Origin of the sequence: Mesorhizobium sp. WSM4976 (assembly GCF_029625685.1) — a bacterium.
Classification (GTDB): Bacteria; Pseudomonadota; Alphaproteobacteria; order Rhizobiales; family Rhizobiaceae; genus Mesorhizobium.
In genome coordinates, this window is sequence record NZ_JARTVT010000059.1 from 1 (window position 1) to 12,278 (window position 12,278).

Annotated in this window: 12 protein-coding genes; 3 read left to right on the forward strand and 9 right to left on the reverse strand. The window is 61.2% G+C overall.

Annotated features, from left to right (window positions below; genetic code table 11):
• Window positions 1-248: 248 nt before the first annotated feature.
• On the forward strand, window positions 249-428 hold the full coding sequence (locus tag P9272_RS34995; protein ID WP_278164721.1) for a hypothetical protein: 180 nt from the start codon (window positions 249-251) through the stop codon (window positions 426-428).
• Window positions 429-729: 301 nt separating this feature from the next.
• On the opposite strand, the gene P9272_RS35000 is transcribed toward P9272_RS34995, so the two are convergent.
• The 9 genes from P9272_RS35000 to nanR all read right to left on the reverse strand — a co-directional run bounded on the left by P9272_RS35000 (window position 730) and on the right by nanR (window position 10,468).
• Complete coding sequence (locus tag P9272_RS35000; protein WP_278164723.1) at window positions 730-2,532, reverse strand: hypothetical protein; 1,803 nt, start codon at window positions 2,530-2,532, stop codon at window positions 730-732.
• A gap of 167 nt (window positions 2,533-2,699) precedes the next feature.
• Window positions 2,700-3,797: an ABC transporter ATP-binding protein gene (locus P9272_RS35005; RefSeq protein ID WP_278164725.1), complete on the reverse strand. Its 1,098-nt coding sequence runs from the start codon at window positions 3,795-3,797 to the stop codon at window positions 2,700-2,702.
• Window positions 3,798-3,822: 25 nt separating this feature from the next.
• Entirely contained in the window at window positions 3,823-4,671 is an 849-nt protein-coding gene (locus tag P9272_RS35010) for a carbohydrate ABC transporter permease (protein WP_278164727.1), read from the reverse strand.
• Window positions 4,668-5,606 carry a sugar ABC transporter permease gene (locus P9272_RS35015; protein ID WP_278164729.1) on the reverse strand — a complete coding sequence of 313 codons (939 nt, stop codon included), beginning with the start codon at window positions 5,604-5,606 and terminating at the stop codon, window positions 4,668-4,670. The genes P9272_RS35010 and P9272_RS35015 overlap by 4 nt, the downstream gene beginning before the upstream one ends.
• Window positions 5,607-5,721: 115 nt before the next feature.
• Window positions 5,722-7,383, reverse strand: a complete 1,662-nt coding sequence (locus P9272_RS35020; protein WP_278164731.1) for an extracellular solute-binding protein — start codon at window positions 7,381-7,383, stop codon at window positions 5,722-5,724.
• A 161-nt stretch (window positions 7,384-7,544) separates the two neighbouring features.
• Window positions 7,545-8,594, reverse strand: a complete 1,050-nt coding sequence (locus P9272_RS35025; protein ID WP_278164733.1) for an NAD(P)-dependent oxidoreductase — start codon at window positions 8,592-8,594, stop codon at window positions 7,545-7,547.
• A gap of 11 nt (window positions 8,595-8,605) precedes the next feature.
• A complete protein-coding gene (locus tag P9272_RS35030) occupies window positions 8,606-9,397 on the reverse strand; it encodes an aldolase/citrate lyase family protein (RefSeq protein WP_278164736.1) in 792 nt (263 codons plus the stop codon).
• Window positions 9,398-9,443: 46 nt separating this feature from the next.
• Window positions 9,444-9,761 carry a putative quinol monooxygenase gene (locus P9272_RS35035; RefSeq protein ID WP_278164739.1) on the reverse strand — a complete coding sequence of 106 codons (318 nt, stop codon included), beginning with the start codon at window positions 9,759-9,761 and terminating at the stop codon, window positions 9,444-9,446.
• Window positions 9,758-10,468, reverse strand: coding sequence for a transcriptional regulator NanR (gene nanR, locus P9272_RS35040; RefSeq protein WP_278164741.1), 711 nt, complete (start codon window positions 10,466-10,468; stop codon window positions 9,758-9,760). The genes P9272_RS35035 and nanR overlap by 4 nt, the downstream gene beginning before the upstream one ends.
• 108 nt (window positions 10,469-10,576) lie before the next feature.
• Between nanR and P9272_RS35045 the strand changes: the two genes are divergently transcribed.
• Together P9272_RS35045 and P9272_RS35050 are read left to right on the forward strand one after the other, a co-directional pair.
• Window positions 10,577-11,071, forward strand: a complete 495-nt coding sequence (locus P9272_RS35045) for a hypothetical protein (RefSeq protein WP_278164743.1) — start codon at window positions 10,577-10,579, stop codon at window positions 11,069-11,071.
• The gene (locus P9272_RS35050; RefSeq protein WP_278164745.1) at window positions 11,068-11,565 is read left to right on the forward strand and encodes a hypothetical protein; all 498 of its coding nucleotides are present in this window, start codon (window positions 11,068-11,070) and stop codon (window positions 11,563-11,565) included. The genes P9272_RS35045 and P9272_RS35050 overlap by 4 nt, the downstream gene beginning before the upstream one ends.
• Window positions 11,566-12,278 lie beyond the last annotated feature (713 nt).

Genomic DNA, 12,278 nt, shown 5'->3' on the forward strand with positions numbered 1-12,278 from the left:
ACCAACGTCACGCAGCAAGAGCATGCTGACGAACAGAGAGACCTTGACTGCACGCTCCACTTCCTTCCGCTCTTAGGGTCGTTGTAGGCAATTGAACAAGATTGCCTACAACGTGCGTGCGGGAATCTTATAGCGGCTAAAGCCCAGGCGGCTGCGGCCCACCCTTCCCGAGATCGGAGGCGACGCTCCGTTGAGCACTCGACCTGGCCCTCGCCGCCTCAGGCGCCGGTAATGGCAAAACCCGGCGCATGCCTTATCAGCACGAACGCCTCGGCGTCGCTTTCCCCTCGGTGCTTCCGGCACTTGCCGTGGCTCAGTTGCTGGCTGCCCTCATGGTCTCTTCGGGGAAAGAGGAACTGCTGTCGCTTGTCGAGCGAAGCCAGAAGCAGCTGAATAGTTTTGACGTCTACGTTGACCGTTTAGATTAGCGAATTCTTTTCCTGCCACTGAGCAGAATGAAACTAAGATAAAGTTGGCACTTACCAAGAGGTGAAGGGGGCCCTCAGTGCTGTAGATTCTGCCAAACGCACGCTTTCGGCAGCAGCCGCCCTTGCAGTCGAGGACATACACGTTGACGCATAGCGAATTGTCAGATCAGGAGACTACTTTTCTATATCTCCGGTTCTCCGCCCTCAGCGGTAAGCCTGCTCCAATGTTTGAAATTCCTTTGCTTCCTGGACAATTCAATTGCAGTCTAGACCGGAAGCTAATTGGCGTCTCTCGCCGAACTCAATAGACCTTGACCCGAATAACTGCGTAGGCGTCAAGCGCCAGCTTGGCGCCTGAAATCTCGGCTTCGGATTCGAGAAAATCGGGCGTCGATGAGAGACGTTCAAAGGCATCAGCTTTCAACTCGATAATACTGGCGCTCCTCCCCGCTATTGCGGGGATTTCCGCGACTATCTCGTCGGCGGTCAGATTCGCCACCCAAAGCACCACCGTGTCCGCGACATCCCTGACCGCCAAGGCCGCCAACCTCCCCCTGTCCGAGAACCGCATATCGAGAAGATCTGCTCCGGAGCATTGCGACAACCCCGCAAACACATGAAAACTGGGATAGACCGCAGGCCGGTTCAGTGTATCAAAATAAGGCTGGACAAACTCGGCTCGCCGATAGATGTGGCCGAAGGGACCGGTCGGAGCTCCAAAAGCAATCGCATCGACGCCGCCTTGCGCCACAGCTGCGGCATAGGCGACCATCCACGCTGCGTTGAACAGGCCGCGCTGTCTCGGGTCGATGCGACTGAGACACACGCGCCTGTTGTCGGAATTGGCGGCGGTCGACTTGCCGTAAGGGTTCTCTCGGCAGCCAAGCTGGCTCGGACCAATCCGGTACTCGATCCGGTCACCCATGAAGGATCGTGTCGACAGGATTTGGTAGGGCAGGGTTTCGATCGTTTCCATGACCGAACGGTCGTCGGCCGCATGAACGTTGGGGCAGGTCGTGTGGGTCACGTAGTCGATGAGATCGGCGGGCGGCCGCTTGCGGTTCAACTCGGTGAAATAGGTTGCCATGCCGCCGCCAAGCTTCGCGCCGGGGAACGCTTCCCGCGCGGCGCCATAGATTTCCTTAAAACTGGGCATTTCCGGCCATTTCGAGCCAGGAAGGACGGATTTCATGTCCTGGGCCGGAAACAACGCGACGGCGTTCGGTGTCAATCTCGCCTGGTCGACTGCCTTGGCCAGCGTTTTCAGTTCATCCAAAGGCCTTGGTCCGCCGGAGGTAACGATCTCGAGGGCGACATCGGCGCCCGTAGCCTCGGCAAGCTGCCGATAGGCGTCGAGTTCCCGGTTTCCTTTGTTGTCCCTCAGATCCACCTGGCAGATAAGCCATTTGGGATCGAGTCGCCTGAGCAGGTCGACCCGTTCGAGCGCGTGCGCCGCCTCCTCCGTCGGGACGCCGAGCCCCATATCCGGGAATTTACCCGATACTTTCCCGATGTCGATCCTTACCGGCCTGGTCGCGGCTCTATCGGCAGCCGGAGGCAGTGTGCCGGAAATGACGAGGCGAACGGCCTGTTTAATCGAGTGTCCCTTTTTCAATACATAAGGCCATGGTCGGGAAAGAGGGCGAACGTAGGTTTTGTACGAAGCGTCGGACCAATTGCGCTGGTCCTCCATCTCGAACGTGTCGCCTTCCATCGTGCAGGTAGCCCAGACCCCGGGCGTGATCTCGTGGGAAAGCGCGCGTATATCCTGAAACGGGCACATCGGATCGATTGCTTCGGGAAATGTCGACGCCTCCTCGCGCCCGTCAACGTGCAGCACCTTCACCGCCTTGCCCGCCACGCCCTTGAGGGGATGAAGAAGGATGAAACCTGTCCGGTTGGTTTCGACGTCCGTTTTCGGTTCGGCACTGACTTCGAAGGAAAGCGAACCGTCCGCGCCGCCCCTTATGCGCGCGTCACAGACAAGGGTGCGCGCCGCATCGGAACAGGTCGCCCGATAGGTCACGGAAAACTCCTCTGCCGTCTGATCCAGCTTCAAATCCTCGACCACAGGCGTGAAGGTCCCCCAATTCTCGTCGCGCACCAGGAATGCGATCGCCCTGATGACCTCGGTCTCGCCGATCTTGATGTAGCGTAATGCTCCGTTGTCGAATTCCACCGAGAGAGCGCCGGCCCTCAGCGTCTGCATCGGGGCGTCGACGCTTTCTGTACCGCAAAGCCTGACCGCTCGCGAAACCATCCGGACCTCCTTCAAAGCGCCTTTTCGGATCGCTCGTCGAAGATCGAGGCCCGATTCATGTTGATTTCGATGGGGACGACCTGCCCCGGCCGGCTGACGTCGTGCGCTTGCAACTCCGCCATCACCAGGTGGCCGCCCAGCCGGAACGTCGCGTAGCTGCGCGAGCCGGTCGGTTGCAGCAGTTCGATTGCCGCATCATGACGCACAGTTCCTTCTGCCGCGCCTCCCCGGGAACGTGTCAGATGTTCAGGCCTCAGGCCAAGCAGGACCGGCTGGCCGTCGCCTGCCCCGCGCGGGGCCCTTGCAGCTGGAAGCGGCAACGTCATGCTTCCATCGGCCAACCTGATGCTCCATTTGCTGTCCGCTTCGGCGAGGTTGCCCGGCACGAACGACATCTGGGGCGAACCCAGGAACCCTGCCACGAAGCGGCTGGCCGGCCGCTCGAACAGGTCGAGTGGCTTTCCCTGCTGCTCGATGAGGCCGTCGCGCATCAGTACGATCCGGTCTGCGAGGGTCATCGCCTCGATCTGGTCATGCGTCACATAGATCATCGTTGTCGAGATTTCCTGATGCAGTCTCTTGATTTCGCTGCGCATCTCGTCGCGCAACTGAGCGTCCAGGTTCGACAGCGGCTCATCGAACAGGAATATGCGCGGGTTGCGCACGATCGCCCGGCCGATGGCGACGCGCTGTCTTTGGCCGCCCGAGAGCTGGCGGGGCAGGCGGTCCAGCAATTGCGTGATGCCGAGCATTTCCGCCGCACGGCGGACGCGCCCGGCGATCTCCGCCGGCGGAAGCCTGCGCGCCTTCAGGCCGAAGCCGATGTTTCGTTCCACGGACATGTGCGGATAGAGCGCGTAGTCCTGGAAGACCATGGCGACGTCGCGGTCGCGGGGGCGCATGTTGTTGACGATTTCATTGCCGATCCAGATGTCGCCCCGGCTCGCCGGTTCGAGCCCGGCGATCATCCTGAGAAGCGTGCTCTTGCCGCAGCCCGAAGGCCCAACCAGGACGGTGAATTCGCCGTCTTCAATGTCCAGGTCGATGCCGCGTACGGCATGGAAGCTTCCAAACCGCTTGTGCAACCCGCTTATTTTCACTCGCGCCATTCTCAAGTCACTCCGTCGGTCCGTCTCATCCGCGCACGGCGCCCAGCGTCAGGCCGCGCACCAGATGGCGCTGGGCGAGCACGCCGAGCACGATCGAGGGAACGAGCGAGACGATGGCGAGCGCGCTTGCCTCGCCATATTGCGCACCCTGGAAGCCCAGGAACGCGCGGAATACCGTGGGCAGGGTGAACGCGTAGCGGCTCGTCAGAACCAGCGCGAAGAAGAATTCCGTCCAGCATGCGATGAAGGCGAAGACGGCGGCCGCAACGATGCCGGGCGCCGCCAATGGCACCGCTACCTGCCAGAAGGCCTGCCAGCGCGTGCAGCCGTCAACGAGTGCCGCATCCTCCATGGATCTGGGCATCTGCCGGAAATAGGCGAACATCATCCAGACCGAGACCGGGAGCGTGAATACCGTATAGGCGATGATCAGCCCGATATGCGTGTCGTGCAGCCCGACGTTGCGGTAAATGAGGAAGATCGGGAGCACGACGGCGACGGGCGGCAGGAAGCGCTGCGACAGCACCCAGAACGACAAATGGGCGCCGCCTGTATTGAAGCGGGCAAGGCTATACGCCATCAGGGTGCCAAAGAAGGCGGAAAGTACCGTCGCCGACAGCGATATTATCAGGCTGTTTGTCAGGCCCTTGAGGCCGCGGTAGGCAAACAGCGCGGCCGTGTAGTGGACGGTCGTCGGTTCGCTCGGGAACCACACGGGGGGCACTGCAAGATAGTCGTCGCTGGGCTTTATCGACGTCACGAACATCCAGTAGAGCGGCACCAGCACGAAAATCAGGAAACCGCCGATGAGGAGGATACGGCCGATCGGCAGGTGCAGGCGCCGGCGCGCCCTTTTGAAGCTCTGTCCCGTCATTCCGCCTCCGCTCTTAACAGCCGGCGCACCAGGAAACCCACCATGATCGCAGTCAGCACCAGGAAAATCCAGCTTCCCGCTGTCGCCTGCGAAAGATGGAATTGGGTGAACCCAATCGTGTAGAGATAGAAGGAACCGGTATAGGTTTTCGTCCCGGGGCCGCCGCCGGTCATGATGAAGATCGTGTCAAACAGCTTGATCGAGTCGAGGAGGCGGAAGGTGACGGCCAGAAGGATCATTGGCCGGAGGTACGGCAGTGTAATCGACCAGAAAGCCTGCCAGGCGCCGACACCGTCAAGCTCGGCTGCCTCGTATAGGTTGGGCGGTATCGCGGTCAGTCCCGCAAGCAGGATTACGAACATGAACGGCGTCCACTGCCATACGTCGGCGATGATCAGGGAAAAGTAGATCCATGGACTGTGCGACAGCCAACTGATTGTGACGTCGTGTCCGACAATCTTGCCCAGAACGTAGTCCGTGGGCCCGAAGGGCCGCTGCAGGAGAAGCGCCCAGGCCTGGCCGACGATCACGGGACTGATGAAAAGGGGCACGATGATCACCGACATCACAAGCCCCCGCCCCGGGAAGTCGCGGACCATCGCCAGTGCCAGCGCCAGCCCGAGCAGGAATTCGATTACGACGTTCGCCGCCGACAGGATGGCGGTCAGGACCAGAGACCATCTGGCCACGGGATCGTTGATGACCTGTTCGAAATTCCTGAACCCGACAAAGGCGTGGCCGGGTATCTGGAAATCGTAGTTCACGAAACTTACCCACAGCGAGAACAGCAGCGGATAGACCGAAAGTGCCACGATGAGGACAACCGCCGGCGCCACCAGCAGCCATTTGAAATTGCGGTCACACCAATCCGAAAAACGCGAAAGGGGCGGCAGCTCGCCGCCGATCCTTCTATCTTCTCCGGCGATCGAAGACATCAAGACTTCACCCTCCCCATCGGCACATCTGTGGCAATCCCCTGGCGCTCTGGTTTACAAGACATCAGCCCTGTGCCTGAGCGAGGCGCCGGCACAGGGACAGATCGGCCGGTGATCAGTCCAGCTTGACCGCCATGCCCATGGTTTCGACGGTATGGTCGGCGGAGGAGCCCGGCAGCTTCTTGTATTCCTCATAGAACGCCTTCTGGGAATCGGCGCCGAGCCGGTCGGTCGTCGTATCCCACTCGGCGGCGGCGGTCTGAAGCGCCGATTTCGGGTCCGTACCGGCCCAAACCGCCGTGCACATCCGGTCAAGGGAAAGCGCGTAGTCCTGCCAACCGGGCATGATCATGTCGAGCAGGCCCACATTGGCCGAATTGTTGAGGTTGATCAGATACTCCTTGGCCTCCGGCCAGAGCGCCCGATATTCGGGCGACTTGAAATGCGACAGCCGGTAAGGATCGCGCAGCGAATAGGGAAGCATTACGCGCGCCAGCGACACCGGCGGCGAGCATGCCCATTGCATGAAGAGATACGCCGCCTCGGCGTTCTGCGAATCAGACGACAGCGCTTTGCAGTAGCCGGTAGCGTGCTCGGGATGCCCGCCCGGGACGATGGCATAGCCGACCTTCCCGGCGATGGTGGATTGCGGAATGAAGTTTATCGCCTTGGCGCTTTGCGAATAGTTGGCGCACATCCGGCCGGTCGGCGGCCACGAATAGATCATCGCCACCTTACCCTGCAGGAATGCCGCCCACAGCGAGACGGCATCCATCTCGTTGTTGCCGGGGATCGACGCCTTGTTGGCCGCGATCATGTTCTCGAGCGTTTTGATACCGGCAGGCGAATTGAGCTGCGCGCGCATCTTGTCGTCGAAGAAAACGCCGCTGTTGGCCCGGAACTGCTGCAGGAAGTCGTACTGGTTGCCCGGACTGCCGGCTTTGCGGAAATGGCCAGCGCCATAGATTTTGGGCGCCATGTTGTCGGTGATGAACTGCGCCACCTGGGCGTAATCCTCCCACGTCTTCGGCACTTCCAACGGCTTGTTGAATTTCTTCTGGTATGCGTCCTTCAGCTTGGCGTCGTCGAACACATCTTTGCGGTAGTAGAGCGCGAACATGTCGCCGTCGTCGAAGAAGCCCCAGATTTTTCCCTTGTAGGTAGGCAGCGCCTTGTAGAGCGGATGATAGTCGTTGAAATCATCCTTGTTCATGTACTTGGCGATGTAATCGTCGAGCGGTGCGATAACACCGCCATCGGCCAGCGACGGCGTCCATGCGGGCTCGATGTCCAGTATGTCGTAGGCGCCCGAATTGGCGATATGCTCCGCGATCGGCTTCGAATATTGATCCGGGTGCGAAAGCTCCACGACGTTTGACTTAATCCCCGTGAACTGCTCCCATACAGGTCCGGAAAAATTGCGGGGATCGAGCGCCTGCAGACCCGCCTCGTAGGTCATGTTCAAGGTGACGCCGGAATATTGCTTGGCCGCCTTGACGGCCCGGTACGCGGAGCCGTCGGCCGGTCCCTCCGTCGATGCTTTCATCGCCGCTGCCTGCGCCTTGCCCAGCGGGGTAGACGGATCGGCAAGATCCACCTTCGCCTGGGCCAGCGCCCATTCCGTCGCCGCCCCGAGCATGCCGCCTGCAAGCGGCAGCATCCCGATTGCCTGGCCGAACTTCGTTATGAAGGTCCTGCGTGTCGGCTCGCCACGTAGCCAAGAGTCGATCTCGGCAGACAAGCCTGCTTCGAAGTCACGTCTTTCTCGATCGTTCATTCTCGTTACTCCTCCCAACGGGACGGGGTCGCGCCAGCCGCGACCGCGTCCTCTTCCTTCCGCTCATCCCGTGGGCGCTCCGGTAGAGCCTTCTCCCGTCAATCCGCGCCCTGCCGGTTTCCGTTGGCGAGGCGCCAGCACCCTAATCTCGAAATAGCCCCCTATCCGCCGAATTGCCGGCCGAGCGCAGCCAGGCGTTCTTTCCATGTGGCGGTCTCGAGGACCTCCCTGTTGACGACGCCGCGCGGGACCCGCCCATGCTGCACTTCAAGGACGGCCGCGACGTCGGCCGCGCCGTTGCCGGCGAAGCACTGGTCCGTCCAGCAGAGCGCGTGGGGAGCGAGCAAGACGTTGTCCAGCTTGAGGATCGGGTCGTCCGCGTCCGGCGGCTCCTTTTCGAGGACGTCGAGCCCCGCGCCTGCGATGCCGCGATCCTGCAGCACCTTCGTCAGCGCCTTCTGGTCCACCGTAGGCCCGCGCGAAGTGTTGATGAGGTAGGCGTCCGGCTTCATCAGCGCGAGCCGCTCAGCGTTCACAATGTGATGCGTTTCGGAAGAGAGCGGCACGCTCACGGACAGCACGTCGGCGCGGCGGAACAACTCCTCGAGACCCACCAACTCAATACCAAGTTCAGCGGCCGTCTTGCCGTCGGCGTAAGGATCGTGTGCGATGAATTTCATGTCGAACGGCTTCAGCAGCCGAAACACCTCGGCGCCGATATTGCCAATGCCGAGCGAAGCGAATGTGCGCCCGACCAGCCCGACGCCCATGTGCTCGGATCTGCGCGCGTATCCCGTGGCAGCCTCGCGCGTGAGCTTGTCCTTGACCATGACCTTTCCGGTCAACGCCAACATGAGGGTGACGATCGAGACCGCCACCGGCCTGCGCACGCCGTCGGGGGTTATGACGAGCGCGATGCCCGCTTTCGTGCATGCTTCCGTATCGACGGTGTCGTAGCCGACGCCGAAGCGGGCGACTACCGCCAGGCGCCCGCTTTTCGGAACGCTTTCCGGTCCGAAACGGTGCGCCAGCAGAATTAGTGCGTCGAAATCTTCCAGTTGCTCGGCACGGATCGGGTTGATCGGTTTGATGAACTCCATCTCCACGCCGGGCGCGGCCTTGAGCGGCGTCAGGTCAAAATCCGGGTAGGTCGGCGAACCGTCGGCCTGTCTGAAATCGCCGGAGAGCGCCACGCGGAACATGCTGGCCATGCCGTCCTCCCTCAGGCCCTGTCGGCCGACCGGCATCCTGCGCGCAGCTTGCCGATGGCAGCGGCGAGAGCATCGTGCAGCACCCAGACGTCGCCGGAGTAGCAGACGAAATCGAAGCCCTGGCCGTAGAGGTCGACGCCGAGTTCCACGGTCGGTACGAGGCGACCGAGCGCCTTGTTGTGCTTCTTCGAGGCCGCGATCGTCTTGTCGATCGCCGCCTTGAACTTCGGGTGATCGAACTCGCCCGGTATGCCGAGCGAGACCGAAAGGTCGAAATGCCCAACCCACAGGCAATCGACCCCGTCGATGGCCGCCATGGCGTCTGCATTCTCCACGCCTTCCGCCGTTTCGATCTGGCAGAACAGGGTCGTGCGCTTGTTGGCGGCGACGAATTTGTCGGCGACGGTGCCGGGACGATAGCGGTCGTGGGCCACCTGCAATGCCACACCCCGCTTGCCCGCCGGCTGGTATTTCATGGAATCGAGGATATGGCGCACTTCCTCGACGTTGCCGACCATGGGAAGCATCAGGCCTTCCGCGCCCATGTCCATGGCGCGCGCGATGTGGTGATATTCCCTGGAGGGTACGCGCACGATCGCCGGCAATTGCGCCGCCTCGAAATAGCGCATCGCACTCTTGACGGTCTCAAACCCGAAGCCGGAGTGCTCCAGGTCGAACAGGACGAAATCGCAGCCCGCCGATTTCAGAATGTGCCCGATGCCGGGTGTGGCGAATTCGACGATGAAATGTCCGAGCTTTGCCTGCCGGGTAGCGGCCATTGCCTTCAGGCCCTGTTCTGTCATGTCGTTCTCCTCCTTTGTGTCCCGACCTCCCGAGACACACATCCTTTCAATTGTCGTCCGGCCGACGCCCCCTGTAGACGAGGTCGCAGTGGATCACGGACTTGTTGGTGACCAGGTGCGCGGTTTCGCGGTCGAATTTGCTGAAATGCGGGGACTGCACATGCGCTTCGAATGCGGCCCGGTCGTCGTAGACCTCGTAGAGGAAGATGCGGTCTGCCTGTCCCCTGCTCTCGAGGACGTCGAAATGCCTGCAGCCGTGCTCCGAATTCGAGGAACTCCGCGCGTTTTCATCGACCAGTCGACGAAACTCGGCCTGCTTTCCAGGAACCAGGACGAAATCGACGATGATCGCGTAGCCGCTCATCTGCGCCCCTCGACCACATCGGTATAGCGGCGAACCACATAGTCGAGATGCGCACGCATAGCTGCTTCAGACCGGTCTGGATCGCCGGCCGCGACCGCCTCGAAGATCAGGACGTGCGCGTCGTACGCCTTCTGGTCCTCGCCCGGCGCGAGCGTTGTCTGGCGTTGTTCCAGGAGCCACTCCGCCAGCGCGGCGTGGATCGCCGTGAAGATCGGATTGCGCGGCACCAGCGCTAGGACATAGTGGAAGGCGACGTCGGTACGCTCAAACAGTTTGAGATCGCCGATCGACTTACGGTTGACTTCCAGCGCCTCCCTGAAATTCGCGATATCTTCTTCGGTCGCATGAAGCGCTGCATGACGAGCCAGGCCGGCCTCGAAGAAGACGCGCGCGTCCTGAAAATCATGGACGCCGCGCGGAGCGGCGATCATGTGACGGGCAGTGCTCGCCAGGGCATCGATCACGAATTGGGGCGTCGGACGCGTCACCCTGGCCCGTTCCCCCGAACGGATGTCGACCAGTCCCATTTTGCGCAGATGGAACAGCGCCTCGCGGATCGAGGGACGCCCGACGCCGAAATGCCGCATCAGTTCTCGTTCGGAGGGCAGCCGCCCGGATTCGGCGAACTCGCCGTCACGGATCATCTCTTCGAGGTGATGCGCCACATCCTCGTAGAGCTTGCGATGGCGAATGGACACAGCCCGCATTCTGGCGCACCTTTTATACCAATTAATCGTGCGACCGGGCGAAAGAAGAGTCAAGAAGCATTCAGCGCCCTGCTTCTGAGGCCAACGCCTGGGGGCATCGATGAGACGATGTCGGACGCGCTCACCTATGCGGTGGCGGGCACCCCGGTCTCGGCGATCGTTCTTGTCGTCGTCGTCGCATTGCTGGTCCCTCTGCGCCGCACGGCCGTCGGACTCGGCCTCTATGGCGTCGGGTCGTCCGAGCAGTCGGGCTATATGACCGGCCTTCGCGTGAACCGGCTCAAGCTCTTCGCCTATGCCAACAGCGGCTTCATCGCGGCCCTTGCCGGCATCTATGTCAGCATGGTCACGCGATCCAAATATCGGGCCGTCCTACACGCTGAACTCGATCGCCGCCGTCGTGTTGGGCGGCGTCGCGCTAAGCGGTGGCGTGGGCAGCCCTATCGGCGCCGTGATCGGCGCTTTGATCCTGAAGACCATCTCGTCACTGATGTTCTTCTCCGGGCTGCCGCCATTGACGCAACCGTTCTTCGAGGGATTGATCCTCGCAACCGCAATTGCACTCGGCGCGCTCGGCGTTTTCCGGGTGCGCAGCCGGCTTGAGCCGTACGCTGCTGACTGATGCAACCGAGCAAACCGCTACGTCCGGCAAATCCTCCCGCTGGCTCAACCGGGACCGCGTGTCGGTCCTGCTGATCGCCCTGGGCTGCGTCGCTCTGCTTCTGGGCGGCTTCCTGTTGTATCCCGGCTTCCTGAAGCCCGGCTATATCCTGCAGCAGCTTCAGATCGCCGCCTTTCTCGGCATCATCGCCACCGGGGCGATGATGGTGATCCTGCTCGGCGAGATCGACCTTTCGGTGCCCTGGACCATCACCCGGAACGGCGATTGTCGTCATCTCGGCCTCCGGCAGCTCCAATCCCCTGGTCGCCAGCCTGGCAATTCCGCTGGGCCTGTGCCTCGGCATGGCGGTCGGGCTTTTGAACGCCATCGGTGTCGCCATCTTTCGCGTTCCTGCGATGGTCTGGACGCTGGCCGTCAACGCCATGCTGCTCGGCGCCGTGGTTTTTTACACCGGCAACAGCCGTCCCAACGGTGAACTCGTCAACTTGCCTGGCCACCAGCCTGGCTGGTCCCGGCTGGTTCCGCGCAGGTAAAATGGCCTTCGCGCAACCATAGTTGCGCATAGACTGGAAAATTGCGCGTAGGTGTGATTAAATTGCGCATAGATGCATCATGCGCAACAAACATGAGTACTGATGGTAAGGCCTATTCTGGAAGAGGACTTGCAGGCGATACGCCTGCAGCTTCAGGCTCGAATAGTACCAATAGGACGTCTCCACCCCCAGCTCCGCACCACCCACGACGATAGGCAAGGAAAAGGCAACGATGGTTGCGACATTGCCGCTCTTGTCCGCCCGGAATTGTCGGACCCCGAAAAGAAGCGCTATCCGGCCGAGTGGGATCAACTTCCCGCCTGCTTGCTCATCTACGTGCGTAGCAAGTACAAGTCTCTCGATAAGGAAGCGCTAATACTTCCTCCTTGATTCTAAAATTCAGACCTAATCGCAAGTTCACGCCGACCTCTGCGGCGCCGCTCGACTACCGCTCGGCTTAACTGTCTTCAGACCTAGGTCGGCAGAGGGAAGATACCGGCCAAAAGTGTTTGCGTTTTGCCGCAAACGTGACTTTCATCAGCATGCCGGGGGCAAACTCCGGCATTTGGCCCTGGCTACGATCAGCTCGAGCCTGGATGGGGCAGCGTGACCCCATCGCCACAGAACGAGATTCAAGTCGCCGATTGCCGCGCCC